27 protein-coding genes are annotated in these 26,186 nt (G+C 72.4%); 7 read left to right on the plus strand and 20 right to left on the minus strand.

Annotation, left to right across the window (positions count from 1 at the left end; all coding sequences use genetic code 11):
• A partial coding sequence (locus tag ABZS77_RS27750; protein WP_354828761.1) for an endo-1,4-beta-xylanase occupies window positions 1–497 on the minus strand: 497 nt, incomplete at its 3' end.
• A gap of 303 nt (window positions 498–800) precedes the next feature.
• Window positions 801–2,585 (minus strand): family 43 glycosylhydrolase, encoded by a 1,785-nt coding sequence (locus ABZS77_RS27755; protein WP_354828913.1) that lies wholly within the window; start codon window positions 2,583–2,585, stop codon window positions 801–803.
• A 609-nt stretch (window positions 2,586–3,194) separates the two neighbouring features.
• On the opposite strand from ABZS77_RS27755, the gene ABZS77_RS27760 reads away from it, so the two are divergent.
• Both ABZS77_RS27760 and ABZS77_RS27765 read left to right on the plus strand, forming a co-directional pair.
• The gene (locus ABZS77_RS27760; protein WP_354828764.1) at window positions 3,195–3,956 is read left to right on the plus strand and encodes a hypothetical protein; all 762 of its coding nucleotides are present in this window, start codon (window positions 3,195–3,197) and stop codon (window positions 3,954–3,956) included.
• A complete protein-coding gene (locus ABZS77_RS27765) occupies window positions 3,953–4,027 on the plus strand; it encodes a hypothetical protein (RefSeq protein WP_354828916.1) in 75 nt (24 codons plus the stop codon). The genes ABZS77_RS27760 and ABZS77_RS27765 overlap by 4 nt, the downstream gene beginning before the upstream one ends.
• A 69-nt stretch (window positions 4,028–4,096) precedes the next feature.
• On the opposite strand, the gene pdxY is transcribed toward ABZS77_RS27765, so the two are convergent.
• On the minus strand, window positions 4,097–4,948 hold the full coding sequence (pdxY, locus tag ABZS77_RS27770; RefSeq protein ID WP_354828766.1) for a pyridoxal kinase PdxY: 852 nt from the start codon (window positions 4,946–4,948) through the stop codon (window positions 4,097–4,099).
• A 307-nt stretch (window positions 4,949–5,255) separates the two neighbouring features.
• Here pdxY and ABZS77_RS27775 point away from each other — a divergent pair, with 307 nt between their 5' ends.
• Window positions 5,256–6,449 (plus strand): endo-1,4-beta-xylanase, encoded by a 1,194-nt coding sequence (locus ABZS77_RS27775; RefSeq protein WP_354828769.1) that lies wholly within the window; start codon window positions 5,256–5,258, stop codon window positions 6,447–6,449.
• Window positions 6,450–6,495: 46 nt separating this feature from the next.
• Here ABZS77_RS27775 and ABZS77_RS27780 read toward each other — a convergent pair whose 3' ends face one another.
• Window positions 6,496–6,825, minus strand: a complete 330-nt coding sequence (locus tag ABZS77_RS27780; RefSeq protein ID WP_354828772.1) for an NIPSNAP family protein — start codon at window positions 6,823–6,825, stop codon at window positions 6,496–6,498.
• 102 nt (window positions 6,826–6,927) lie between these two features.
• Between ABZS77_RS27780 and ABZS77_RS27785 the strand changes: the two genes are divergently transcribed.
• The gene (locus ABZS77_RS27785; RefSeq protein WP_354828774.1) at window positions 6,928–7,785 is read left to right on the plus strand and encodes an endonuclease/exonuclease/phosphatase family protein; all 858 of its coding nucleotides are present in this window, start codon (window positions 6,928–6,930) and stop codon (window positions 7,783–7,785) included.
• Between the two features lie 14 nt (window positions 7,786–7,799).
• Here ABZS77_RS27785 and ABZS77_RS27790 read toward each other — a convergent pair whose 3' ends face one another.
• From ABZS77_RS27790 to ABZS77_RS27820, 7 genes are all read right to left on the minus strand, one after another.
• On the minus strand, window positions 7,800–8,399 hold the full coding sequence (locus ABZS77_RS27790; RefSeq protein ID WP_354828777.1) for an LUD domain-containing protein: 600 nt from the start codon (window positions 8,397–8,399) through the stop codon (window positions 7,800–7,802).
• Window positions 8,396–9,841: a LutB/LldF family L-lactate oxidation iron-sulfur protein gene (locus ABZS77_RS27795; protein ID WP_354828780.1), complete on the minus strand. Its 1,446-nt coding sequence runs from the start codon at window positions 9,839–9,841 to the stop codon at window positions 8,396–8,398. The genes ABZS77_RS27790 and ABZS77_RS27795 overlap by 4 nt, the downstream gene beginning before the upstream one ends.
• On the minus strand, window positions 9,838–10,587 hold the full coding sequence (locus ABZS77_RS27800; RefSeq protein WP_354828782.1) for a (Fe-S)-binding protein: 750 nt from the start codon (window positions 10,585–10,587) through the stop codon (window positions 9,838–9,840). The genes ABZS77_RS27795 and ABZS77_RS27800 overlap by 4 nt, the downstream gene beginning before the upstream one ends.
• Window positions 10,588–10,611: 24 nt before the next feature.
• A complete protein-coding gene (locus ABZS77_RS27805) occupies window positions 10,612–11,361 on the minus strand; it encodes an SDR family oxidoreductase (RefSeq protein ID WP_354828785.1) in 750 nt (249 codons plus the stop codon).
• Window positions 11,358–12,209, minus strand: a complete 852-nt coding sequence (locus ABZS77_RS27810) for a fumarylacetoacetate hydrolase family protein (protein ID WP_354828788.1) — start codon at window positions 12,207–12,209, stop codon at window positions 11,358–11,360. The genes ABZS77_RS27805 and ABZS77_RS27810 overlap by 4 nt, the downstream gene beginning before the upstream one ends.
• Window positions 12,210–12,309: 100 nt before the next feature.
• Complete coding sequence (locus ABZS77_RS27815; RefSeq protein ID WP_354828791.1) at window positions 12,310–13,194, minus strand: MHYT domain-containing protein; 885 nt, start codon at window positions 13,192–13,194, stop codon at window positions 12,310–12,312.
• Between the two features lie 166 nt (window positions 13,195–13,360).
• Window positions 13,361–16,156 carry a DEAD/DEAH box helicase gene (locus ABZS77_RS27820; RefSeq protein ID WP_354828794.1) on the minus strand — a complete coding sequence of 932 codons (2,796 nt, stop codon included), beginning with the start codon at window positions 16,154–16,156 and terminating at the stop codon, window positions 13,361–13,363.
• 86 nt (window positions 16,157–16,242) lie between these two features.
• Here ABZS77_RS27820 and ABZS77_RS27825 point away from each other — a divergent pair, with 86 nt between their 5' ends.
• Complete coding sequence (locus ABZS77_RS27825) at window positions 16,243–17,013, plus strand: HAD-IA family hydrolase (RefSeq protein ID WP_354828797.1); 771 nt, start codon at window positions 16,243–16,245, stop codon at window positions 17,011–17,013.
• 8 nt (window positions 17,014–17,021) lie between these two features.
• On the opposite strand, the gene ABZS77_RS27830 is transcribed toward ABZS77_RS27825, so the two are convergent.
• The 3 genes from ABZS77_RS27830 to ABZS77_RS27840 form a co-directional block, all read right to left on the minus strand.
• Entirely contained in the window at window positions 17,022–17,420 is a 399-nt protein-coding gene (locus ABZS77_RS27830) for a hypothetical protein (RefSeq protein WP_354828800.1), read from the minus strand.
• Window positions 17,417–17,725 carry a hypothetical protein gene (locus ABZS77_RS27835; RefSeq protein ID WP_354828802.1) on the minus strand — a complete coding sequence of 103 codons (309 nt, stop codon included), beginning with the start codon at window positions 17,723–17,725 and terminating at the stop codon, window positions 17,417–17,419. Before ABZS77_RS27835 ends, ABZS77_RS27830 begins: the two co-directional genes overlap by 4 nt.
• Before the next feature lie 128 nt (window positions 17,726–17,853).
• Window positions 17,854–19,062: an MFS transporter gene (locus ABZS77_RS27840; protein ID WP_354828805.1), complete on the minus strand. Its 1,209-nt coding sequence runs from the start codon at window positions 19,060–19,062 to the stop codon at window positions 17,854–17,856.
• Between the two features lie 298 nt (window positions 19,063–19,360).
• Here ABZS77_RS27840 and ABZS77_RS27845 point away from each other — a divergent pair, with 298 nt between their 5' ends.
• On the plus strand, window positions 19,361–20,278 hold the full coding sequence (locus ABZS77_RS27845) for an EamA family transporter (RefSeq protein WP_354828919.1): 918 nt from the start codon (window positions 19,361–19,363) through the stop codon (window positions 20,276–20,278).
• Here ABZS77_RS27845 and ABZS77_RS27850 read toward each other — a convergent pair.
• The 6 genes from ABZS77_RS27850 to ABZS77_RS27875 all read right to left on the minus strand — a co-directional run bounded on the left by ABZS77_RS27850 (window position 20,241) and on the right by ABZS77_RS27875 (window position 25,046).
• Entirely contained in the window at window positions 20,241–21,164 is a 924-nt protein-coding gene (locus ABZS77_RS27850; RefSeq protein WP_354828922.1) for a diacylglycerol kinase, read from the minus strand. The two genes, ABZS77_RS27845 and ABZS77_RS27850, sit on opposite strands and share 38 nt — an antisense overlap.
• A 137-nt stretch (window positions 21,165–21,301) precedes the next feature.
• Window positions 21,302–22,252, minus strand: a complete 951-nt coding sequence (gene tatC, locus ABZS77_RS27855) for a twin-arginine translocase subunit TatC (protein ID WP_354828808.1) — start codon at window positions 22,250–22,252, stop codon at window positions 21,302–21,304.
• Between the two features lie 18 nt (window positions 22,253–22,270).
• Window positions 22,271–22,582: a Sec-independent protein translocase subunit TatA gene (tatA, locus tag ABZS77_RS27860; protein WP_139584298.1), complete on the minus strand. Its 312-nt coding sequence runs from the start codon at window positions 22,580–22,582 to the stop codon at window positions 22,271–22,273.
• Between the two features lie 157 nt (window positions 22,583–22,739).
• Window positions 22,740–22,985 carry a hypothetical protein gene (locus tag ABZS77_RS27865; RefSeq protein WP_354828810.1) on the minus strand — a complete coding sequence of 82 codons (246 nt, stop codon included), beginning with the start codon at window positions 22,983–22,985 and terminating at the stop codon, window positions 22,740–22,742.
• Window positions 22,986–22,995: 10 nt separating this feature from the next.
• Window positions 22,996–24,051, minus strand: coding sequence for a YafY family protein (locus tag ABZS77_RS27870; protein ID WP_354828812.1), 1,056 nt, complete (start codon window positions 24,049–24,051; stop codon window positions 22,996–22,998).
• Entirely contained in the window at window positions 24,048–25,046 is a 999-nt protein-coding gene (locus ABZS77_RS27875) for a WYL domain-containing protein (protein ID WP_354828815.1), read from the minus strand. Before ABZS77_RS27875 ends, ABZS77_RS27870 begins: the two co-directional genes overlap by 4 nt.
• 130 nt (window positions 25,047–25,176) lie before the next feature.
• On the opposite strand from ABZS77_RS27875, the gene ABZS77_RS27880 reads away from it, so the two are divergent.
• Entirely contained in the window at window positions 25,177–26,184 is a 1,008-nt protein-coding gene (locus tag ABZS77_RS27880) for a cation diffusion facilitator family transporter (RefSeq protein ID WP_354828818.1), read from the plus strand.
• Window positions 26,185–26,186 lie beyond the last annotated feature (2 nt).

Below are 26,186 nucleotides of genomic sequence, written 5' to 3' on the forward strand. Positions count from 1 at the left end.
CCACCATCAGCGAACGCCTCGTTCACCACATCCCAGGCATAGATCTGACCCCGAAAATGCGTCGCCACCTGCGTCACATGATTGATCGCCGCACTGCGCAACGCCGCACCCGACAACCCCTGCGCCCACCCCGGCTGCTGCTGATGCCACAACAGCGCATGACCCCGCACACTCATCCCGTTCGCACGGGCATGACTCACCAGACGATCACCACCGGAATAACTGAACCGCCCCTGCTGCGGCTCGGTGGCATCCCACTTCATCTCGTTCTCGGCCACGACACTGTTGAACTCGCGGTTCAGGATCCCGACGTACGTGCCGTCGGAGAGCTTGCCCGTCGCGACGGCGGCGCCGAAGTAGCGCCCCTTCTCGGCCGCCGACGCCCCGAGGGTCGTTCCGGCGCTGGCCGAGGTGGACAGCGTCATCGCCATCCCGGCGGCGAGCGCGCCCGTGACAGCGACGGTCACCGCCGCTCGCAGGGCTCTTCTGTGGTTCATGCGAAGTCCTTCTCTGTGGTGGTGGTTCCAGCGATGGAGGCGCGGCACCCAGAAGCGGTGCGGTGGTCGCGGACGCGGCGAGAGCACGGCGGCCGTCGACGGCGCCACTGATCGGGGTCCTGACACGACGTCCGGCATGCCCTGGGCGGACGTCGTGTGCCGAGGGACGGTCGGCAGGCTCGCCCGGTGAGCTCCACGGTGCGGCCGCCCTCAACCATCGACTGTGAGCGATAACATGCCGTTCGTCAAGTCGGGCGGTCCACGGTGCCGGGGCCACACGGACGTGACCCCGGCACCGACGCGTCACTGGAAGGAGACGTCGTCGACGAGGAGACTGTCGGTCCCCTCGGCCGTCTCGACGTAGAAGCTGGCGCCGGTGAGCGTTCCGCTCCACGACACGGTCGCCGTGCCGGTGAGCTGGGTCCAGCCGTTGGCGTTCACCCCGGTCGCCGGGGTGAGTTGCAGGTAGTTCGTCGTGCCGTTGGCGGTCAACGAGAGGGTCGCCTTCGCCGCCGGCGTACCGCTCTGCGACCGTACCCAGACGCTCGTGGTGTAGCTCTTGCCGTTGGTGAGCTTCGAGGTCACGTCCTGGCTGGGTCCGTTCCAGGACGCGGTACGGCCGGTGACCGACAGCGACCCGGTGCCGCCGTGCACGACTGCCGTGTTCGACGAGATCGCCGCCGCGCCGATGGCGCCCCAACCCGTCGTGCCGCTCTCCAGGTTGCCGTTGGTGAGCAGGTTGTTGTCGACGCCGCCGCCGGTGCCGGCGAACTGCCACCAGTTGACGTTGAAGAGGTTGCCGCTGCCGCCGGCGAAGCGCAGGAACACGTCCCGCGTACCGGTCGCCCCGCTGACCGCGCAGGTGGTGTTGGTCCAGGTCTGCCAGCCTCCGGTGACCGGGGCGGTGCAGGTGCCCACCAGCGGGCCGTTGCTGTTGTCGAGTCGTACCTCGATCCGGCCACCGCTGCCCGCCGAGGCGACCCGGGCGGTGAACGACGTCGCGCCGGCGCCGAACGCGACACCCTTGACCTTGATGTAGTCGCCGTTCTCGATCCAGCCGACGTTCATCCCGCCCTCGCTCGACACCTCGGTCTCGATGCCGGAGCCCCAGGCGATCGTCTCGGCCTCCTGCCGGACGTACGGGTTCAGCGTGCCGACCTGTGGCGCGCCCGTGCTGGTCATGGTGATCGTCGGGAAGGTGCCGTTGGAGTTGTAGGCGAACTTCTCCACGGCGACCGAGCGGGTGTAGCCGCCACCGCCGGGCAGGGCGCCGTTGTGGTAGAAGAAGTACGAGCCGCCGTTGAAGTCGACGACTCCGGCGTGGTTGGTGAAACTACCGCCCTGCCTGGGCATGATCGTGCCCCGGTAGGTCCACGGTCCGGTGGGTCCGGGGGCCGTGGAGTAGGCGATGAACTCCGAGCAGCACTCCGCCGCGAACACGTTGTAGTAGGTGCCGTTTCGCTTGTAGACCCACGGCCCCTCCTCGTACAGGGTGGGCCTGCTCGCGTTGCCGTTGCGGGTGCCGAATCCGGCCGTGGTGAGCGGGATCTTGGTCGCCGACCCGGAGTAGGAGATCATGTCGGCGTTCAGCTTCACGTACCACAGGTTCGGGTTGCCCCAGTACAGGTAGGCCTGCCCGTCGTCGTCGATGAAGACGGTCGGGTCGATCTCGCCGTTGCCCACCAGGGGCCGGCCGATCGCGTCGCGGAACGGGCCGGTGGGGCTGTCCGCCACCGCCACGCCGATGGCCATCGAGTTGGTCGCCCGGCTGGTCACCGGCACGTACCAGTAGAACTTGCCGTTGCGGGCGATGACCTGGCCGGCCCACGCGTTCGCGCTCGCCCAGCTGAAGGTGCCGACGTTCAGCGGCGAGCCGTGGTCGGTCCAGTTGACCATGTCGGCGGACGACCAGACCCGCCACTCCTTCATCGTGAAGTACGTGGAGCCGTCCTCGTCGTGGCCGGTGTAGAGGTACACCCGGCCGTTGTGCACCAGCGGGGCCGGGTCGGCGGTGTAGATGTGTTGGACGATGGGGTTGTCCGCCCTGGCCGTGCCCGGGACCAGTGCGACGACGCAGATCAGGCTCATCAGCCAGGCGAGGCGACGCCTGGCGCCGTGGTTGCTGCGGGCTGTGCTTCGGATTGCCACCTTCACGGTTACTCCCTGAGAGGGTCGCGGCGGCCTGCCGCGACGCCGGCTGCCGATCGACCGGATCCGTGATCGGCGCGATTGCAATGATCTGTTAGCGCTAACACCTGCCCACTGACACCTCCGGAGCTCGTTTGTCACGTGCTTGACCTGGGATTTCACCGATGCGCGACGTCACCATCGTCATCCCGTCGCCGCATTGTCGTATCAACGCTGACATCCATGATTTACGATGCACCGTACTGAGCGGCCGGTCGGCCGTCAACGGAGTGCGGGCGCTCCCCGCGTCGACCCTGCGTCACGGGCTCGGAGACGCGGCTCGACGGACTCCGGACCCGGACGACGGCCGCGCACCGGACGGCACGGGACCCCGGACGCCCGACGACTTCCGCACCTGACGCGCATTGCGCAGGGGTTGCGACTGCCCGTACCGGCGCGTATGTTAACGATCACATTGATAGGTCTGTATCGATGCCCGGTCCGTCGCGGACCGGACGACGGTCACCCCCCGACGCCCGACCCACCCCGCTCCTCCGGAAGGTCGCCCCCGTGCCGCTGACCCGACGCGCGTTCGCCCTGGGCGCACTGTCCACCGCTGCCGCCGCCACCGGCGCGCTCACACTGCCGCGCGCCGCCCTGGCGGCGCCGAACACCGCGTACCTGATGGCCTACTTCACCGAGACGCCCCAGTTCCTGGGCGCCGACTACGGCCTGCACCTCGCCGTCAGCAGGGACGGTCTGAACTGGACACCACTGAACCAGAACAACCCGGTCGCCACACCGACCGCCGGCCAACTGGGCCTGCGGGACCCCTTCGTGCTCCGCAAGCAGGACGGCACCTTCGTCGTGCTCGCCACCGACCTCAAGGGCACCAACTTCGGCCTCAACAGCCAGTACCTGCACGTGTGGGACTCGACGACGGACCTGACCGGCTTCACCGGCTACCGCCGCATCCGGATGCACACGTTGAACACCCACACCTGGGCGCCCACCGCCTTCTGGGACGCCGCCCGCGGGCAGTACGCCATCGTCTACTCGGCGAACAACGGCCAGGACGTCCTCCTGGTCAACTACACGAGCGACTTCCGGACGGTCAGCGCGCCACAGGTGTTCTTCAGCCCCGGCTTCGGGATCCTCGACGGCGATGTCGTCGTCGACGGTGCCACCACGTACCTCTACTACAAGAACCTGGCCAACGGGAACCTCTACGGCGCGCGGTCCGGCACCGGCGCCCCGAACAGCTTCACCACGTACACCAGCGGGCTGTTGCAGGGCAGCGGCATCGAGGCGGGGTGTCGTTCGAGTCGGTGAACAAGCCCGGCTCCTACCTGCGCCACTACAACTACGAGGTCCGGCTGGACGCCGGATCACCTCCTAGGTGACGCCGGGCGTACCCCGGTCGCCCGCACCGTCGGTGAGGACGACGCGAGGCTGCCCGCCGGCCGGCGCCCTCAGCGCAGTCGGCGTGCGGTGAACCGGGCCGGGGGCGCGGCGATCGTGTCCTGTGCGGCGACGAGCTGGATCTCCCGGGTCCCGGCCGCGAGGGTGGCCTCCAGGATCGCGAAGACCGAGTTGATGGTGCGCTCCAGTGCCGTGGCGGGCGAACCCGTCGTACACAGGTGCGCGAGGTACAGCGCCGCGGTGACGTCGCCGCCGCCGTTCGGGTTGATCGGCAGCAGGGGCGTGGTCACCGACCAGGCGCCCTCCTCCGAGACGGCGACCACCTCCAGTGACCCGGCGGGCACGTCGGCGTGCAGCACGCTGGTCACCAGCACGTGCCGTGGCCCGGTGGCGCGGACCACGTCGACGGCGTCCAGCACCTCGGTCAGGGTGGTGGTCGCACGACCGGCGAGGAAGTCCAGCTCGAAGTGGTTGGGGGTGATGATGTCGGCGCGGGGGACCACGACGTCGCGCATGTACTCGGGAATGCCGGGTCGGACGAACATGCCCCGGCCGACGTCGCCGAGCACCGGGTCGCAGCAGTACACGGCGTCCGGGTTGGCCGCCTTGACGGTGTCCACCGCGTCGAGGATCACCGCGCCCATCGCCGGGTCGCCCTGGTAGCCCGACAGCACCGCGTCGGCGCTGCCCAGGACCCCCCGGTCCCCGATGCCGGCGATCACCTCGGCCACCTGGGCCGGGTCCAGCAGGGGCCCCCGCCAGGCGCCGTAGCCGGTGTGGTTGGAGAAGTGGACGGTCAGGACCGGCCAGACCTCGTGCCCGAGCCGTTGCAGGGGGAACGCGGCGGCCGAGTTGCCGACGTGGCCGTAGGCGACCGACGACTGGATGGACAGGATCTTCACCGGACCATCATCGCCGGTCCTGCCGGCGGCCGGTGGCTGGGCCCGCCGATTCTGTCGACCGCCCCACACCACGGCCGGTGGCACCGAAATTTTCGGTCCCGAACGGACCGAAGGTCCCCCAGCTCACCGGATGGATTTCCGAAAGTTTTCACGGTTGACGGCGGACATCGATCGGCTTAACGTTTCGGGCACGTTTCAGGTCCTCCTCTCCGCACCCGCGGCACCGGCCGCACCCTCCCGCACACCCGCACCGGACCCGCACTCTCGCTCTCATGATCGAAAGTTGTCGATCAATGAAGGGAAGGCAATGAAGCCAAGACAGCTGATCACTGTCGGGGTGGTCGCCGTCGCGACCGTCGCGGCACTGAACACCGTCCCGGCCACCGCGAGCCGGCCGTACGACCCGACGGCGCAGAGCCTGGGCGCCCTCGGCCTGCGCCACGGCCTGCACGTCGGCACCGCCGTGAACGCGGCGGCCCTCACCGACGCCAGCGACCCGCAGTACCGCCGGCTGGCCGCCACCGAGTTCACCTCCGTCACGGCGGAGAACGCGATGAAGTGGGAGAGCCTGGAGCCCACCCGCGGCACCTACGACTGGGCCGCCGCCGACCAGCTCGTCGAGTTCGCCAAGCGCAACCGGCAGAGCGTGCGCGGCCACGTGCTGGTCTGGCACAACCAGTTGCCCGCCTGGCTGACCAGCGGAGTCGCCGACGGATCCATCAGCAAGCAGGAGCTGCGCGAACTGCTGCGCAAGCACATCACCACAGTCGTCAACCGCTACAAGGGCAAGATCTGGCAGTGGGACGTCGTCAACGAGGCGGTCAGCGACCCCTGGGACACCCCGAACACGCTGCACTACAAGGGCTTCTGGGCGCAGAACCTCGGCCCGGACTACATCGCCGACGCGTTCCGCTGGGCGCGCGCCGCCGACCCGAAGGCGCTGCTGTTCTACAACGACTACAACATCGAGGCGTTCGGCTCCGGCAACCCCGCCGACGACAAGACGCAGTTCGTGTACGACATGGCCAAGGGCCTGCTCCGGCAGGGCGTCCCGATCGACGGCGTGGGCTCACAGGGCCACCTCGGCACCCAGTACGGCAACTTCGACACCCTCCAGGTGACCGCCGCGCTGAAGAGGTTCGCCGGGCTGGGTCTCGCCACCGCGTTCACCGAGGTCGACGTCCGCAGCCAGATGACCGCGGGCGTCCAGGCCGGCGACCCGGCCGAGATCAACCCCCGCCTACAGGCGTCGGCCGCCAACTTCAGCGTGCTGATGAAGGCGTGTCTCGCCGTCCGGAGCTGCCTGTCGTACACCGTCTGGGGTTTCAGCGACAAGTACTCGTGGGTGCCGGACTGGTTCAACGACCCGCCGGAGGGTCTGGCCACCATCTACGACGAGAACTACCAGCCCAAGCGGGCGTACCAGGAGCTGAAGTCCGACCTGATCGTCGCCGGGCCGCCGTACGTGCTGCCGCGCAGCACGCCCCGACCGCGCCGCTGAGCTGACACGGGCCGTGCGGGGTCCACCCTCACCCGCACGGCCCGCCTCAGCGCGGTACGGCCGCCTGGTCGTTGGGCAGGAGCGGACGCATGAACGTCCTCTCGTAGCGCAGCACACAGCCCGACTCGTCGCGGATGCGGTCCGCCGCCACGAAGTCCGGGTCGCTGCCGAAGTGCGCCCGGTACCGCTCGTACGCCGCCAGGCTCTCAAAGCTGAACAGCGCCTCGGCCCGGTCGCTGGCGCCCTCGGCGGGCAGGAAGTAGCCGTGGTGCAGGCCACCGTGCCGGGCCACGAGGTCCATCCAGGCGCGGGCGAAGCGCTCGAACGCCTCGATCCGCGTCGGGTCGATCGTGTAGTGCACGACGCACGTGATCATCCATCCACGATAGGGCCCGCGCCGGCTCCTGCCGGCGACCGACCGGCAGTACGATCACTGGCACCTCGGCGAAGACTGTCGCCTCCTGCCCCCGGAGCCCGCATGTCCGCGCAGGCGCCCGCCGACGTCCCCCGCGCTCCCGGCGGGCTGCGCCGCGCCCTCGCCGTCGGCTGCCTGATCGCCGTCGCCGGGATGCCCTCCGGATCCTCGGTGGCCGACTCCCCCGCACCCACGACCCTGCGGCTGCTGCAGATGAACCTGTGCAACAGTGGCCGCGCCAGTTGCTACACCGGTCGGTCGATGGCCAGAGCCGCCGAGGTGATCGGCGCCGAACGGCCCGACCTGGTCACCCTCAACGAGATCTGCCAGGACGACGTGGCAACCCTGGAGCGCGCGTTCGCGTCCGTGCACGAAGGTGCGAGTGTCGTGTCCGCCTTCCGGGCGGCCGGCGACCGCCCCAGTGGCGCCGACACCCGGTGCCGCAACGGCCGGTCGTACGGCATCGGGGTGCTCGCCCGCCTGACGACGCCGGGCACCCGCCACACGGTGCACAGCGGAATCCACCCGATCCAGGACCGCACCGACCCCGAGGAGCGCAGCTGGCTGTGTGTCCACGTCGACGGCGCGTTCTCGGTGTGCACCACCCACCTGGCGGCCACCAGCTCCGCCGTGGCACTCGCCCAGTGCGGTCACCTGCTCGACGAGGTCCTGCCGGGCATCCGCCGGCGCACCGGGTACGCACCCACCGTGCTCAGCGGCGACCTCAACCTGCGGCGCGGTGGCGACCCCGACGTGCGGTCCTGCGCACCGCCGGGCCACGCCAGCATCGACGACGGCGCGGTGCAACACGTCCTGGTCAGCACCGGCGTCACAGTCTGCTGCACCGGGTCGGTGGGCATGGGCGGCGCGACCGACCACCCCGGGCTGCTGGCCACCCTCACCGTCGACGCCGGGCGCTGAGGCTCGGCAGCCGGTCAGGGCAGCAGGATGACGTGCAGCTGGCGCGGGCCGTGCACACCCTCCACCCGGATGAGTTCGATGTCGCTGGTCGCCGACGGCCCACTGATCCAGGTCAGCGGGCGCCGCGGCGCCAACCGGGCGAGGGCCTCCGGCACGGTGGCCACCACCTGCGCGGCCCGCAGGACGCACACGTGCCGGTCCGGCAGCAGGCTGAGCACCCGGCGGCCCTGGTCGGGCGAGCCGTCCAGGACGACCGTGCCGGTCTCGGCGACGGCGACGGCCGCCGCGGTGACGACGGCGTCGGCGGCGCCGATCCGCGCGTGGTCGAGGTCGTCGTCGGGCAGCGCGGTCACCGTCGGCGGCAGCCAGGCCGGGGGCAGACCCGGGGGTACGACCACCGTGCCGCCGGCGGGCAGGATGTCGGCGATGGTGTCGGCCACTGCCGCCTCGGCGACCCGGTGCACGTGCGCCCGGTAGTCGACCAGCCGGTCCACCAACTGGTCGAGGTCGAGCGTGCCGGTGTGCCGGTAGTCGCGCGGCACCTCCACCGGAGTGTGGGCGCCGGAGGCCAGCGCGGCCCGCAGCCGGCCGAGGACGAGGTCCCGGTCGCTCACCGCTCGGCCCACCACTGGCGGAACGTGCGCGCCGGCGGCTCCGGCAGGTCGCGGCTGCCGGTCCAGCCGTTCAACGGTGGCGGCAGGCCACGACCACGCCGGCCGGCGAGCCGGCTCAGGCGGGAGGCGCGCTGCGCGGCCTCGTACAGCCGGGGATGGTCCATCGTGTACGCGGCGGCGGCCATCGCGATCGACTCGGCGGTGGGCCGGCGTCGCGCGTCGACGGCCTCGGCGCGCAGGTGCACCAGCACCTCCGGAATGTTGATCTTCACCGGGCAGGCGTCGTAGCACGCGCCGCACAGCGTCGACGCGTACGGCAGGGAGGCGTTGTCGTCGATGCCGGTGAGCTGCGGCGACAGCACCGCCCCGATCGGCCCGGGATACACCGAGCCGTAGGCGTGCCCGCCGGCCCGTTCGTAAACCGGGCACACGTTGAGGCAGGCCGAGCAGCGGATACACCGCAACGTCTGCCGACCCACCTCGTCGGCGAGCACCGCGCTGCGGCCGTTGTCCAGCAGGACCAGGTGGAACGCCTGCGGCCCGTCTCCGGGAGTGACACCCGTCCACATCGACGTGTACGGGTTCATCCGCTCCCCGGTCGACGCCCTGGGCAGCAGTTGGAGGAACAGCTCCAGGTCCCGCCAGGTCGGCACGACCTTCTCCACGCCCATGACGGTGATCAGGGTGCGCGGCAGGGTCAGACACATCCGGCCGTTGCCCTCGGACTCGACCACGGCCAGTGTGCCGGTCTCGGCGACGGCGAAGTTCGCCCCGGACACCGCCACCGGCGTACTCAGGAACGTCTCGCGCAGGTAGCGGCGCGCGGCGGCGGCCAGGGCCGCCGGGTCGGCGGTGAGCGCGGGGTCGACGCCCGGCATCTCACGCAGGAAGATCTCCCGGATCTCCGCCCGGTTGCGGTGAATCGCGGGAACCAGGATGTGGCTCGGCCGGTCGTCGCCGAGCTGCACGATGAGTTCTGCGAGATCGGTCTCGACGGGGGTGATCCCGGCCGCGTCCAGTGCCTCGTTGAGGCCGATCTCCTGGGTGGCCATCGACTTGACCTTGATGACCCGGTCCGCGCCGGCCGCCCTCACGAGGTCGGTGACGATGCGGTTGGCCTGCACCGCGTCCGCGGCCCAGTGCACCACGCCGCCGGCCTCGGTGACCCTCGCCTCGAGCTGCTCCAGCAGCTCCGGCAGCCGGTTGAGGGTGTCGGCCTTGATCGCCGCGCCGGCCGCGCGCAACCGCTCCCAGTCCGGCGACTCGGCGATGACCGCGGCGGACTTCGCCCGGATCGTGGTCGTCGCGTGCCGCAGGTTGCGCCGCAGCTGCGGGTCGGCCAGGCTGCGCCGCGCGGCCGCCGGGAACGACTCGTCGCCGCGCAGGTGTCCCACACCGGGCGGCGCGGTCGCCGGCATGCCGAGGAACGTCGGGCCGGTCATCCTCGCACCGCCGGGTCGTGCTCGGTGGACGCCAGGATCTCGGCGAGGTGCACGGTGCGGACGCCGGTGCGCAGCCGCGACAGCCCGCCGCCGATGTGCAGCAGGCAGGAGGCGTCGCTGGCGGTGCACACGTCGGCTCCGGTGGCGAGCACGTGGCGCATCTTGTCCGCCAGCATCGCCGTGGAGGTCTCCGCGTTCTTCACGGCGAACGTGCCGCCGAACCCGCAGCACTGCTCCTGCGCCGGCAGCTCGACCAGGTCGAGGCCCCGCACCGCGCGCAGGAGTGTCCGCGGCCGGTCGCCCACCCGCAGCATCCGCAACGAGTGGCAGGTCGGATGGTAGGTGACCCGGTGCGGGAAGTACGCGCCCACGTCCGTCACCCCGAGCACGTCGACGAGCAGCTCGGACAGCTCGTACGTGCGGGCCGCCACCGACTCCGCCCGGCTCGTCAACGCCGTGTCGCCCGCCCGTCGGGCCACCATCGCGTGCTGGTGCCGCACCGAACCCACACAGGAGCCGGACGGCGCGACGACCACGTCGTACGGGTCGAAGATCCGCACGTGCCGGCGTACCAGCGGCACCGCGTCGGACGGGTAGCCGGTGTTGATGTGCATCTGCCCGCAACAGGTCTGGTCCGGCGGGAAGACCACCTCGTGGCCCAGCCGCTCCAGCAGGCGGACCGTCGCCGTCGCGGCCTGCGGGAACATGGTGTCGGCCAGGCAGGTCACGAACAGCGCGATCCGCATCTCACACCCCCGCCGGCCCGCTCGTCACGGCCGGACCCGCAGGTGGGTGACGCCGCCGTCGACATCCAGCACCGTACCCGTGGTGGAGCCCGTCCGGGGCGACGCGAGGTAGACGATCGCGTTCGCCACCTCCTGCGGTGTCACGAGGCGTCCAATGGGTTGGCGGGCCTGTAGCGCGGCCCGCTCGGCGGTCGGGTCGTCGGCCTGTGCCAGCAGGCGCCCGACCCACGGGGTGTCCGCCGTGCCGGGGCACACACAGTTGACCCGGATCCCCTCGCGGACGTGGTCGGTGGCCATGGCGAGGGTCAGCGACAGCACGGCGCCCTTGCTGGCCGAGTAGAGCGCCCGGCCGGGCAGGCCGTTGAGCGCGGCGATGGACGAGACGTTGACGACCGACGCGTGCTCCGAGCGGCGCAGCCACGGCAGGGCCTCGCCGACGACCCTCGCCATGCCGACCACGTTGACGTCGAGCACACGGCGCCACTCGTCGTCGGTGTTGTCGGCGACGGTGCCGGTCGCCCCGATCCCGGCGTTGTTCACCACCACGTCGATGCCGTCGAGGGTGTCCGCGGCGGCGGCGACGGCCGCCGCCACCGACGCGCGGTCCGACACGTCGGTGGCGAAGCCGGCGAGCCCCTCGGGCAGCCCACCCGGGTCGAGGTCCAGGACGCCCACCCGGGCGCCCCGGGCCCGCAACTCCTCGGCGGTGGCGCGTCCGATGCCCGACGACCCGCCCGTGACGATCGCGGCCAGCCCGGCGAACTCCCCGCTCATGCCGCCACCAGCGTCTGCCGCGCCCGCCCCAGACCGGAGATCTCCAGCTCCACCACGTCGCCCGCGCGCAGGTACGGATGGTCCGCCAGGCCGAGCGCCACCCCGGCCGGCGTCCCCGTGTTGATCACGTCGCCGGGGTACAGGACCATGAACTGGCTGAGGTACCAGAGGACGTGCGCGACCGGGAAGATCATGTCCTTGGTCGTGCCGTCCTGGCGGAGAACCCCGTTGACCCACAACCGCAGCGACAGCGCCTGCGGGTCGCCGACCTCGTCGGCCGGTACGAGGCACGGCCCCAGCGGGTTGAACGTCTCGCAGCTCTTGCCCTTGTCCCACTGGCCTCCGCGTTCGAGCTGGAAACCGCGCTCGGACACGTCGTGCGACAGCGCGTACCCGGCGACGTGCCGCAGGGCCTGCTCCGGGGAGTCGGCGTAGCGGATGGTCGTGCCGACGACGACGGCCAGCTCGACCTCCCAGTCGGTCTGCGTGGACCCGCGCGGGACGTGGACGTCGTCGAACGGCCCGACAAGCGTCATCGGGTCCTTCATGAACACCACCGGCTCGGCGGGGAGCGGGGCGCCCGTCTCCGCCGCGTGGTCGCGGTAGTTGAGCCCGATACAGACGATCTTGTTGGGTCGTGCGACCGGCGCGCCCACCCGCAGCGCGTCCGCGTCGGGCAGTTCGGCCAGCTCGCCGCGCTCGAGCGCCTCCCGGGTACGCGCGACCCCGTCGGCCGACCAGAACGCCCCGTCCAGGTCGGCGGTGAGGGACCGCAGGTCGAAGCTCGTACCGTCGTGCCGCACGGCCGGGATCTCCCGACCGGCCGGGCCGAGACGCAGGAAGTTCAACTCTGTCTCCTCTGTGGTCACCGGTGCCGAGCCGCTGTCGAACGGCCCTCACATTCAACACCGACACCACAGGCGAGCGGCAGAGCCGACCCACGGTCGTCTAGCGGGGCGGGTTGTCCCGCCGGGACGGGAACGGCGTGCCGGGCTGCCCGAGCGTGGAGCGGGCCCGCAGCCCGACCGGATCCGGCGCGGCGGTGGGCGTCGTCGGCGTCGGCTCGGGCGACCGCCGCGCGTCCAGGTACGCGGCCGCCGCCCGGTCGTCGTCGGTGGGCGCGGCGAGCAGCGCGTAGAGCAGACCGACCACCCCGAAGACCACCGCGAGGACGATCGGCACCAGCAGGGCGCCCACGCCGGCGCCGGTCACCGCGCCACGCGCCTCGTGCCGGTGCACCGAGAGCGCGCTCATGCCGGTGAAGTGCATGCCGTTCACCGCGACGCCCATCACCAGCGCCGAGGCGAAGATCGCCAGTCCGCGGCGGACGGTCATCGCGAGCCACAGCGCGACCGTCGACGCCACGACCGCGATGACCACCGACAGGACGACACGCGTCGTGTCGTACCCGAGGTCACCGTTGAGGCGCATCGCCGCCATGCCGGTGTAGTGCATCGCGGCGACGCCGGCGCCGGTGAAGACGCCGCCGGCGATCAGCCGCGCCGGGTTCAGCCGGCCGGTGCCGACGATGGCCAGGCCGATGCCGACCGCCACCACGGCGATGGCGGTGCTGGCGGCGGTGAGGGGCACGTCGTACCGGATGCGGGTGCCCTCGACGGCGAAGCCCAGCATGGCCATGAAGTGCATGGCCCAGATGGCGGTGCCGCCGAGCGCCCAGGCGGCGAGCAGCCCCCACCAGGCGCGTTGCCCGGCGCTGCGGGCGGTGCGGATCCGACCGGCGCAGACCAGCCCGAGGACCGAGCCGAGCACGGACAGCGCGTAGCTCAGCGCGGGCGTGATCCAGCCGTACTCAAAGTGATTGATCTCCGCCACGACGGACCTCTCCCCATTCGTCACCGGCGCGCGGACACGACGCCCGGGCCATGATCGGGGCTACCTCCACCAGGCGCAACAGTGTCCTCCGGACGATCCGGGGGGTGCTGTCGCGGTGACAGTCCGCTGCGTCGATTCACCGTCGGCCGGTGACCGAAAGTGATCGTCAGGCGGAGGTGTGGTACGACAGAACGCCCCGGTTGATGGCCGCTATCGACTGCCGGGCGGTCGCGCGCAGCTCCGGCGACGCGCCGCCGGAGTCGGCAAGTTGACCGAGCAGGTCGACGACCTGCCGCGCCCACCTGACGAAGTCACCGGCCGGCATCTCACCGTCGATCTCGTGCCCGCTGCCGAGCACCTTGGCCAGGGCCTCGCCGCGCGCCCACCGGAAGACCGGCCAGGCGAAGCCGAGATCCGGCTCGCGGGTGGCGGTGAGGCCGCGCGCCGCCTCGTCGGCCTCGATCTCGCCCCACAGCTTCAGCGTCTCGTCGACCGCGTCCGCCACCGGGCCACGGGGCAGCGACGCCCGCTCGTCGACGTCCCGGCGGGCCTCGAAGACCACCACGGACACGGCGGCGGCGAGCTCCGCCGGGGACAGGCCGTCCCACACGCCCCGGCGCAGGCACTCGGCGACCAGCAGGTCCGCCTCGGTCCAGATCCGGCCGAGCATCCGGCCGGCGTCGGTCACCGCGCCGTCGCGGGCGAGGTAGCCGCGCTCGGTCAGCAACGCGACGATCCGGTCGAACGTCCGGGCGAGTGACCCGGTACGCCCGGAGACCCGCTCGCGCAGCTCCTCGGTGTCGCGCTCCAGGCGCCGGCGCCGCTCCGCCCAGCGGGCGTGCTCCTCGCGCTCCGGGCAGGCGTGACAGGGGTGCCGGCGCAGCTCGGTGCGCAGTTGGGCGAGCTGGTGGTCGTCGCCCGGCGTCTGCCGGGACCGGCCACCGCGTCGACCGCCGTGCCGGTCCAGGCCGGTGCCACTGACCTCGGCGGCCAGGTCCCGTCGGGCGCCCGGCGACCGGTGGTTGAAGTGCTTGGGCACCCGGATGCGGGCCAGCACCTCGGCCGGGGTGGTGAAGTCACCCGGGCTGACCCGCCCCGCCCAGCGGTCCTGGGTGAGCACCAGCGGCCGGGGTTCGCCGAACCCGCCGGTCGCCGGGTCCAGGACGACGGCCAGCCCGGCGCGACGGCCCGAGGGCACCCGGATCACGTCACCGACCCGCAGCCGCTCCAATGACGCCACCGCGGCGGCCTTGCGCTGGGTCTGCCCCTGCCGGGCGATCGCCTTCTCCCGGTCGGCGATGGCCACCCGCAGCGCGAAGTACTCGTCGAAGTCGCCGTGGTGGCAGGCGGCCTCCGCGCCGTACGCCTCGATGGTCTCGGTGTTGCGCTGCACCTGCCGGGCCAGGCCGACCACCGACCGGTCCGCCTGGAACTGCGCGAACGACGACTCCAGCAGCGCCCGGGCCGGCTCCGCGCCGACCGTGCCGACCAGGTTCACCGCCATGTTGTACGAGGGCCGGAAGCTGGAGCGCAGCGGATAGGTGCGGGTGGAGGCGAGCCCCGCGACGTGCCGGGGGTCGGTCTCCGGGGACCACACCACCACGGCGTGCCCCTCCACGTCGATGCCCCGCCGGCCGGCGCGCCCGGTGAGCTGCGTGTACTCCCCCGGGGTCAGGTCGACGTGCGCCTCGCCGTTGTACTTGACCAGCCGTTCCAGGACCACACAGCGGGCCGGCATGTTGATGCCCAGGGCGAGGGTCTCGGTGGCGAACACCGCCTTGACCAGGCCCCGGACGAACAGCTCCTCGACGATCTCCTTGAACACCGGCAGCATGCCGGCGTGGTGGGCCGCCAGGCCGCGCTCCAGACCGTCGAGCCACTCCCAGTAGCCCAGCACCGACAGGTCCTCGCCGGGGATGGCGGTGACCCGGGACTCGACGACCCGGCGGATCTCGGCCCGCTCGTCGGGCGACGTGAGCCGCAGCCCGGCCGCGAGGCACTGCTGCACGGCGGCGGCGCAGCCGGCCCGGCTGAAGATGAACAGGATCGCCGGCAGCAGACCCTCGCGGTCCAGCCGGTCGACGATGTCCGGGCGCATCGGGCCACGCCAGCGGGGGCCGCGACGACCGGCGCCCGGCCCCGCGCTGCGCCCCTCCCCCAGCTCCAGGCGACGCACCGTGTCGCGGGTGTAGCGCAGCAGCTCCGGGTGCACGTCGTGCTTGCGGGCCGCGTCGGCGTCGTGGAACAGGTCGAACATCCGCTTGCCGACCAGCATGTGCTGCCACAACGGCACCGGCCGGTGCTCGCTGACCACAACGGCCGTCTCGCCGCGCACGGTGACCAGCCAGTCGGCGAACTCCTCGGCGTTCGACACCGTCGCCGACAGCGACACCAGCGTCACCGAGGCGGGCAGGTGGATGATCACCTCTTCCCACACGCCGCCACGGAACCGGTCGGCGAGGTAGTGCACCTCGTCCATCACCACGTAGGCGAGGCCCTGCAGGGTGCTGGAGCCCGCGTAGAGCATGTTGCGCAGCACCTCGGTGGTCATCACCACCACGGGAGCGTCGCCGTTGATGGCGTTGTCGCCGGTGAGCAGGCCGACCTGCTCGGCGCCGTACCTGGCGACCAGGTCGTGGTACTTCTGGTTGGACAGCGCCTTGATGGGCGTGGTGTAGAAGCACTTGCGCCGGGGCGTCGCCGCCGCGTCGGCCGCCGCCGGGTCGTCGGGCCGCCCGCGCAGGGCCAGGTGTACGGCGAACTCGCCCACCACTGTCTTGCCGGCACCGGTCGGGGCGCAGACCAGCACGCCACTGCCCCGCTCCAGCGACTGACACGCCTCGCGCTGGAAGTCGTCCAGATCGAACCCCAGGTCGAGGGCGAACTCTTCCAGAGCGGGGAACTGTGCGGACTGCGCGGCCCGGCGGCGCGCCGCTGCGTACCGCTCGGCGGGGCTCGACATGCCACCAAGATTAGTGCGTGCCGGGACAGCACACCCCACAAGGCCGTGCGGCGGGGCCGTCGGCGGGGGTCGGTAGGGTGCACGGCGTGCCGGATCATGCCGAACCGCCCCAGACCCGTCCGCCGGGCAGCGCCGAGGCCGCCGCCGCCCCGCGGGCGTCCCGACGGCCCGTCAAGGCGGTGCTCTTCGACTTCCACGGCACCCTCGCCCAGGTGGAGGAGCCCCGCCGGTGGGTGCTGGAGGCCGCGGCCGCGTGCGGGGTCACCCTGGACCGGGTCCGCGCCACCTCGCTTGCCGACCGGCTGCTGACCGCCGGGCGGGCCGGTGGGCCGCTGCCGGCGCGGGTGCCGCCCCGGCTCGCCGAGTTGTGGGCCGACCGCGACCTCTACCAACACGCCCACCGGGGCGCGTACACGGGTCTCGCCGAGACCGTCGAGACGGGCATCGAGGGCTTCGCCGACGCGCTCTACGAGCGCCTGCTCACCGCCGACGGCTGGCTGCCGTACCCGGACACCGCCCCCACGCTCAGCGCGCTGCGTGACGCCGGGGTGCGGGTGGGGGTGGTCAGCAACATCGGCTTCGACCTGCGGCCGCACTTCGACACCTGGGGGTTGACCGACCTCGTCGACGCGTTCGTGCTGTCCTACGAGGTCGGGCGCTGCAAACCCGACCCGGCGATCTTCTGGCGGGCCTGCGGGATGCTCGGTGTCGAGCCCGAGCAGACCCTGATGGTCGGCGACACCCCGGCGGACGCGGGCGCGGTGTCCGCCGGCTGCGCGGTGCTGGTGCTGCCGGCCGCCGAGCCGGGCCGGGAGAACGGACTGGGCGCCGTCCTGGACCTGGCCCTGCCGGCCTGATCCGGCACTCAGTTCGGGATACGGATCACCGGCAGCTCACCGTCGCCGTACCGGTCCTCCCCGGTCAGGATCGAGGCGTCGTGGTCGAGGACGGCCAGCACGGTGGTCGCCAGGTCGGCACGACCCGTCACCGTCCGCCAGAAGCTGAGTTCATGCCAGGAACGTCCCTCGGTGGAGATCATCTCGCAGGCGTCCAGGGTCAGCAGCCGGTGCAGCGTCGCCCGGTCCTTCGGGTCGCCGACCATCGCCATGACCTCCGCCGCGGTCACGGCCGTCACGCCGAACCTGTTGCGGTCCTGGATGACCTCGTGCAGCGGCTCCCCGACGTGCACCGACCCGGCCAGGTACGCCAGCAGCGCCGACCGGTCCAGCACGAGGCGCACCGGCCGGTCGTCCTCGTGGGTCACGCGGCCGGCTGGTCGAGGGCGCCCGCGGCGGCGTCCGGCGCGTGCTGGCGGGCGCGGTCCCGAAGGGCGCTGCGGCGCTCCGGCGACCACTCGGCCTCGACGGCGGCACGACGGGCGCGCGCCCTGGCCACGCCCTGCTCGGTGATGGCGATGCCCTGGTGGGCCAGCTCCGCGTCGAGGGCGTCCAGACGCATCCGGTCACGGACGGCCTGGGTGATGTAGGCGCTGGCGTTGGCCTCGCGCTCCAGGCGCTCCGCCACGTCGGGGGGCACGGAGATCGACAACTTCCGCATCGCGCTGGTCATACCAGGGACGGTACGCCGGTAGCACCGCCGTGGCGAACAGGCCGGCCGTGTCGACGCCCCGACATCCCGGCAGGGGCCCGGCACCCGGCCCCGAACGGGGGCGGACTCCCCGTTCGGGGCCGGGTTCGTCAGGCGGCTGCGGCGTCGCGCAGTGGACGCCAGGCGAGGCCCGTGATCACCGCCATCGCGACGGCGGCGATCCAGAAGGGTGTGGTGATCGCCCAGGTACTGGCGAGCAGCCCGCCGAGGAGCGACCCCAGCGCGGCCCCGCCGAGATCCAGCAACGCGTAGACGCTGCCCACCCTGCCCCGCAGTCGTGGTGGCACGACCCGTTGCCGGACCGAGGTGACGGTGACTCCCCAGACCATGGCGTGGACGCTGAACACCACGAGCACGAGGCTCGCCGCCCAGGGTGTCGTCGTGACCGCGAGGGACACGTGCGTGACAACCTCGATGACCAGCCCGGCACGCAACACGGTGGCGCTGCCGAGCGCGCGGGTGAGTATGGCGGCGACAGTGGTGCCGAGCAGGCCCCCGACCGCGAACGCGGTCAGCAGGACGCCGTAGCCGACGGCGGAGAGGCCGAGGCGTTCCCGGCAGTAGAGGACGAACACGGCGAACGCCGCACCGAACGCGACGTTGCTCAGGCCCATGCTCACGGCGAGGGTCCGCAGCAGGCGGTGCCGCCACAGCCACCGCACACCGGCGGCGACCTCGTCGCGCAGCGAGGACCGCCGGCGAGGTTCGTCGACGACCGGGACCTTCCGGATGCCCGCGACCAGCGCCGCGGAGATCGCGAAGGTGAGCGCGTCCACGCCGAACGGCACGGCGGCCGAGACGACGAACAACCACGCGCCAAGCGGTTTCGCCACGAACTGGTTGCCGATGGTGAAGCTCGCGTACAGCCGGGCGTTGGCGCTCGGCAGCCGGTCCGGTGCGACCACCGCGGGGAGCAGGGCACCCATCGCCGTGTCCGCGAGGGTCTCACCCACTCCCAGTACGAAGAGCACCGCGTAGATGACGGGCACGGTGACGGTTCCCGTCGCGACGGTGGCCGCCAACCCCGCCAGGGCCGCGGCCCGCGCCAGGTTGACGACCACGACCAGGCGACGCCGATCGAGTCGGTCGACATAGGCGCCGCTGATCAGGGCCAGGAGCAGCCAGGGCAGTTGCTGCGCGAAGACGGCTCCGGCCACCAGGGCCGGGTCGTCACTGACGGATGCGACAAGCAGCGGACCGGCGGCCATGGTGACCCCGTCGCCGATGGTGGACACCGCCGCGGCGGTCCAGAGTCTGGTGAAGTCCGCGCCGAGACGCGCGGATACAAGGGCACGCACAAGAGCTCCTCGAGCCAGGGAGGGAAACGGTCGTCGTGGGACCGCTCCGCGGCGAGGAGCACCAGACCACCGGACGGAATCTCCGGCGGCACCCGATCAGTACCGGGCGTGCTCCGGCGGCGAAGCGGAGACCGTGACCAGGCCGAGGCGCACGTCGACTCCCAACTGTCGATCAACAGGGCTGCGCGCAGGATAGCCGACCCATCGAAGCTCTGACGTCCCTCGATTTCCGCCGCCGGCTCTCCGATCGCGGAGGTGGACACCGCCGGTGGGCGGACCGCACCGACCGCCTAGCGTCATCACCGTGACCGACACCCTGCGGCCCGCGCCGAACCCGGCCGACGCGCCACCGGAGCGTCGCGGTGGCATCGCCGCAGTGGGCCTGGTGCTGGGCGGGGCCCTGTCGGTGCAGTTCGGCTCCGCCGTGGCCGCGCTGATCTTCCCCCGTACCGGGGTGGCCGGGGCGGTGACCCTGCGCCTGACCATCTCGGCCGTCCTGCTGCTCGTCGTGTGCCGGCCGCGCCTGCGCGGGTACGACCGGTCGGCCTGGGTCGCGGCGGGCGCGTTCGGGCTGGCGCTGGCCGGCATGAACTCGCTGTTCTACCAGGCCATCGAACGGATCCCCCTCGGCCCGGCGGTGACCCTCGAGGTGCTCGGTCCGCTGGCGCTGTCGGTCTTCACCGCACGTCGGCTGGCGAGCTGGTGCTGGGCCGGACTGGCGCTGGCCGGGGTCGCGCTGCTCGGGCAGGGCGGCTTCGACCGGCTCAACCCGGCGGGTGTGGCGTTCTCGTTCGGCGCGGGCGCCATGTGGGCGGCGTACATCGTGCTCAGCGCGCGGGTCGGCGGCCGGTTCCCGGGCGCGGACGGGCTCGCCCTGGCGCTGACCGTCGCCGCGCTGGTCACCCTCCCCCTGGGCATCGTCGACGGCGGCGCCGTGCTGCTCGACCCGACGATCCTGGCGCTCGGCACCGCCCTGGCGGTCCTCGCCTCCGGCCTGCCGTACACGCTGGAACTGCTGGCGCTGCGGCGCATGCCCACCGCCACCTTCGCGGTGCTGATGAGCCTCGGCCCGGCCATCGCCACCCTCGCCGGCTGGCTGGTGCTGCGGCAGGCGCTGACCCTGCTGGAGTGCGCCGCCATCGTGCTGGTAATCGCCGCCAGCATCGGCGCCGTACGGGTCAGAGCAGCAGCCGCAGCGCCCCCGGCACGGCAGTGATCGTCACCGGCAGCCCGAGGGACCGTTCCCCGTCGGCGTACGTGACGATGCCCTCGGCGGCCAGCTCCACGGTGCGCGCCCGGTAGCTCGACACCAGCGGGTGGTCCACGTGGGTGCCCTGGTAGATGCGCGGCTTCACCCGGACCAGGGTCAGCCGGTCGACCCGCCCCGCCACCACCACGTCCAGCAGCCCGTCGGTCGGGTCGGCGTCGGGACAGATCCGCATCCCGCCGCCGTACGTGGGGCAGTTGCCCACCGCCACCAGAACCGCGTCCACCTCGTGGGGCACCCCGTCGAGGCGCAACGTGTACCGGCGGGGCCGCAGCCGGGCCAGCTCCACCACGATCGCCAGGTCGTACCGGCGGGGGCCACGCGGCCAGCGCATCCGGTTGGCCCGCTCGTTGACGATCGCGTCGAAGCCGGCCGCGAGGACCGCCCCGTACCAACGGTGGACGCCGTCGGTGTCCGTCATCCGGGCAAGGTCGACCGGCCTGCTGCGCCCGGCACGCAGCGCGTCGGCGATCACCGCCACCGCCGCGAGCGGATCCGCCGGAAAACCGGTGTCCAGGGCGAAGTCGTTGCCGGTGCCCGCCGGCACCGGGCCGAACGGCACGTCGGTGCCGGCGACGGCCTGCACCGCCCGGTGCACCGTGCCGTCGCCGCCGACCGCCACCAGCGCACCGGCTCCCTCGGCGACCGCGGCACGGCACGCCGTCTCCGCCTCGACAGGGCTGGACGCGGACAGCAGCCGGATCGGCCGGCCGGCGGCGGCCAACCCGTCCAGCAGCCGGGGCAGCAGCCCGCGGTGCCGTCCCCGCCCCGCCGTCGGGTTGGTGAGCACGGCGACCGGGCCGGGCAGGTGATCGTCTGCGGTCACGCGCAGCACCGTACCGGTCGGGCGCCCGCCGTTCACCGGGGGCAGGCACCGTCGCGGACAGCCCCGCCGGACACGCCCACGGGGACACGGCGACGCCGCCCCCGGCAGGCGGGGACGGCGTCGGCGGACCGGGCGGCGCGGGGCCGTCAGGTCATGTCGTCGTAACGGCGTTCGATCGGCGCCGGCCTGGCGATCGGCTCGGGCGCACCGATCGGCGCGCTGGCGTCGACCCGCTGCCCGGCCACCACCGGATCCGCGTCGAACTCCAACGGCGACACCTCGTCGTCGTCGATGCCTGCGTAGATCTCCTTGCCTCGCCCTCGCCGCCGGTCGTTGAGGAAGGCGATGCCCACCGCCCCGAAGTAGAGCGCCGAGAGGCAGATCGCCAGGGCCGTCATCCCGAACGGGTCCGGGGTGGGGGTGACCACGGCGGAGAACGCGAAGAACACGAAGATCGCCACTCGCCACCAGCTGAGCAGCCGCTTCGCGCTGGCGATGCCCACGAAGTTGAGCATCAACACGATCAACGGGAACTCGAACGCCACCCCGAACAGCAGGATCAGATTGGTGACGAAGGAGATGTACTTGGTGATCTCCAGAGTCGTGCTGATCTCGCTGTCCGAGATGCTGAGCAGGAACTCCAGGCCCTTGGCCGTGACGAAGTACGCCAGCACCGCGCCGGCCGCGAACAGCGGCGCGGCGAGCGCGGTGAAGAAGTACGCGTACCGCCGCTCGTGCCGGTGCAGACCCGGCGCGATGAACGCCCAGAGCTGGTAGAGCCAGACCGGCGCGGCCACGATCAACCCGACCCAGAGCGCGACCTTGAGGTTGAGCAGGAACAGGTCGGCCGGACCGAGCTGCACGAACTCGCACTTGCCGTTGACGATCCTGGCCTGCGGCAGGTCGCAGTACGGCTGCTGGAGCAGGTGCAGCACCGGCTTGGCGAGCCAGACGCCCAGGGCGAAGCCGATCAGGATCGCCACGGACGCGCGGAACAGACGGTTGCGCAGCTCGCGGACATGCTCGATGAGCGTCATCGAGCCGTCGGCGGCCCGTTCGAAACTGCTCGGGCCGCGTTTACGCAGGGCGAAGGCCACGGGACTCGGGCCCTTCGGTCAGTTGTCGCGGACGCGGTGCACCGGGTCGACGACCGGCTGCTGTGGCGGGGCCTGGTACGGGGCCTGCTGCGGCTGCCCGGCGTACGGCGCCTGCTGCCCGGCGTGCGGCGGCAGCGGCTGGTAGCCGGCCTGCGCGTCGGCCTTCTCGGCGAGGTCGCGGTCGTCGTCCTGCAGGCTCTTGGTCTCGGCCTTGATGATCCGCAGCGAACGGCCGAGCGAGCGGGCCGCGTCGGGAAGCCGCTTCGCACCGAAGAGCAGGATCAGCACAACCACGAGAACGGCGATGTGCCACGGCTTGAGGGCACCCATGAGAAGCTCCAGTCGCTCTGTGTCCGGGGGTGGTACGCAGCCCATCGTACGTCCGAATCGGCCCGATGCCACCCGCCGGGTGGTGGTGGTCCGGCCCGGCCGGTGAAGTCTTGACCAACGCGCGATGATCCGTCAACCACGCTGGCCGACCGCGCCGTCAGCCGCGTCTGGCCTTGATCACCGCGAGGCGCTGCTGCGCGGTGTCGAGTTGCCGCTGGACCCCCTCGGCGCGCGCCTGCAACGCCTCGGCGGACTCCCGCAGTGTCTCGGCCTCCTCGGCCCGCCGCTGCAACGCCACGGCGGCGCGGCGCAGTCGGGGCAACCGGGACAGCACCGGGCGCACAGCCAGCGCCAGCGCCACGAGCGGGAGCAGCACCACCGCGAGCACGATCCAGATCAGCACGGCGGTCAGCCTACTGGGTGCCGGCGGCCACCGCCCGGTCGCCCGACGGCGCGGTCACCGGGTCGACCTCGGCCGGCGCGGGCACGACGGTGGGCGCGGGCACGGCGTACGCGTCCAGGGCGGCGGCAGCCGTGGCGCGGACCTGCTCGGCCAGCTCGGGCGGGGAGACCACGGTGACCTCCGGGCCGAGACCGAGCACGAACCGGCGCGCCCACCCCAGGTCGGTCACCCGCAGCGAGACGAGCCACTGGTCGCCGTCGCCGGCCTCGACCCGCTCGCACGGGTAGTACTCGGTGATCCACCGTTCACCCCGACCGATCCGCAGGGTGATCAGCGGCAGGTCCGGTGAGGGACGGAACACGCCCTCGGTGAGGTCGTGCGGCACGGCCTGCGGCGGAACCGTGGCCGGCTCGTCCAACTCGGTGATCGCGTCGATCCGGTCCGCCCGGAACAACCGGACCGCCTCCGCGCGCCGGCACCACGCCTCGACGTACGCCCGACCGCCGACCATCAGCACCCGCAGCGGGTCGATGACACGCTCGGTGGTCTCGTCCCGGGCCGCCGTGTAGTAGGTGATCCGCAGGGCCCTGCCCCCCTCGACGGCGGCGCGCAGCGCCTCCACCCGCCGGGTGTCCCCGGGCAGCCGCACCGCCACCGGCGCGCCCACCAGGTCGCCCGCGTCCTCGATCTTCGCCAGAGCGCGTTCGACGGCGTCCCGGTTGGCCACCCCGGGGGTCTCGGCCAGCATCCGCAGCGCCACCACGAGCGCGAGAGCCTCGTCCGGGGTGAGCCGCAGCGGCCTGTCGATGCCGGCGTCGTAGGTGATCGTCACACGGTCACCGTCGAACGCCATGTCGATCAGGTCACCGGGGCCGTAGCCGGGCAGACCGCACACCCAGAGCAGCTCCAGATCCTCCCGGAGCTGCCGCTCGGTGACACCCAGGTCACCGGCCGCCTCGGCGATCTCGATGCCGGGCCGGGCCAGCAGGTAGGGCACCAGGTTGAGCAGACGGGCGAGCCGGTCGGCGGACGCGCGGGACCCACCCCGGGTCGCCGGGCGGGTCACCGGGCACCCCCGGTGACGGCCAACTCGTCGTGCCGCACGGCGATCTCCTTGAGTCGCTGGATGACCGCCTCGCGGACCTCCGGCGGGTCGAGCACCCGCACGTCCGGCCCGTACCCGACCAGGTGACCGGCGAGGGAGTCCGGGTCGGCGTACGGCAGGACCAGCCGGTCGCCGTCCGGCCCGGCGGTCACCTCGACCGCCCAGCGGCGCAGCCCGGCGGCCCGGCCCGGAGCGGCCAGCACGGTGGCCCGGCCGGTGCGTTCCACAGGCCCCGACCAGCGGGCCACGTGGCTGATCAGATCCTCGTTCGGCGGCGGTTGGTAGGCGCCGGGCTCGCCGGTCACCCGCACCGCGCCGACCACCCGGGACAGCCGGAAGCAGCGGGTCGCCGCCCGGTCCAGGTCGTGGCCCACCACGTACCACCGGCCCCGCCAGCAGACCACGCCCCACGGCTGGAGCCGGCGGCGGCTGGGCGCGTCCCGGTCGGGCACCCGGTAGTCGAAGCCCACCTCGCGGCGGTCCCGCGCGGCGGCGGTCAGCGGCGCGAACGCCGGGTCGACGGTCACCATCGGCTCCAGGCCGAGGGTGGCCTGCGGGTCCACGTCCACGCCGGCGGCGCGCAGCTTGGCCAGACCGGACGACGCGGCGGCGGCCAGCCCCGCGTGCTGCCAGAGTCGGGCGGCGATGCCCACGGCGGCGGCCTCGTCCGGTTCCAGGGGGATGTCGGGCAGCGCGTACTCACGGTGGGCGATGCGGTAGCCGGGCTCGGCGTCGAAGGCGCTGGCCGTCCCGGTCTCCAACGGCACGCCCAACTCGCGCAGCTCGGCCTTGTCCCGTTCGAACTTGCGTTGGAACGCCTCGTGGTCGCGCGCGTCGTCCGGATCATGCTCGTAACCGGGCACGGTCGCGGCGATCTGCGCGGCGGTCAGGAACCGTCGCGTGGACAGCAGGCAGATCACCAGGTTGACCAGGCGTTCGGTGCGGGTCCGCGACACGCGGTAGACGCTAGCAGCCGACGCGCCCGTGACGTGCACCCACGCGGGCGTGCCGCACATCTGTTCGGATCGGTGGTGTCGCGCGGCACTAGCCCGGCACGCCGCCACCACCGGTCATAGGGTGATCCTCATGTCGCAGGCGGAGGCCAGACCGGAGAGCGAGAGCGTCGGCACCGTCGTCGTCGCGGGCGCCGCGAACCTCGCCATCGCGGTGGCCAAACTGATCGCCGGGCTGATCTCCGGGTCGGCCGCGATGCTCTCCGAGGCGGCGCACTCGGTCGCCGACACCACCACCGAGGTGCTGCTCTTCCAGGCGCTGCGGCGCGGCGCGCGGCCGGCGGACCAGCGGCACCCCTTCGGGTACGGCAAGGAGAGCTACGTCTGGGCGTTCTTCGCCGCCATGTTCACCTTCGTCGCCGGCGCCGGTTTCGCCGTCACCCACGGCGTCACCACGATCCTGGTGCACGAGCACAGCGGCAACTACCTGATCTCGTACGTCGTGCTCGGGGTGTCGTTCGTCATCGAGTCGATCTCGCTGAGCCGGGCCGTACGCCAGGTCCGCCGCGAGTCCCGACGCTGGGAGACGACGCCGTGGCGGTTCCTGCGGCTGACCGCCGACACCACAGTCAAGGCGGTCTTCCTGGAGGACAGCGCCGCCCTGATCGGCCTGCTGCTGGCCGGCCTCGGCGTCGGCCTGTCGCACGCCACCGGCGACGAGCTGTGGGACGGCGTCGCGTCGATCCTGATCGGCCTGCTGCTGCTGGCCGTCGCCGGCATCCTGGCCAGCAACAACCTGTCGCTGCTGGTCGGCCGGGCGGTCCCGGACCGGCTGCGTCGGGAGATCGAGCGGGAGCTGGCCGGGCTGCCCGAGGTGGAACGCATCGACACCCTGCTGACCATGCAGCTCGGCCCGGACGACATCCTGGTCGCCGCGAAGGTCGACTTCCGGGACGAGGCCACCGGCGCGCAGATCGAGGCGACCGCCGACGAGGCCGAACGCCGGCTCACCGACCGGTACCCGGAGATCCGCTTCGTCTTCCTCGACCCCACCCGCTCGCTGCCCGGCGCGACCGGCCGCGCCCGACAGACCCAGGCCAGACCGAGCCCGGACGCCGGCGGCGACCCCGAACCGGCCTGAAC

Origin of the sequence: Micromonospora sp. NPDC005298 (assembly GCF_040607375.1) — a bacterium.
Taxonomy (GTDB): domain Bacteria; phylum Actinomycetota; class Actinomycetes; order Mycobacteriales; family Micromonosporaceae; genus Micromonospora.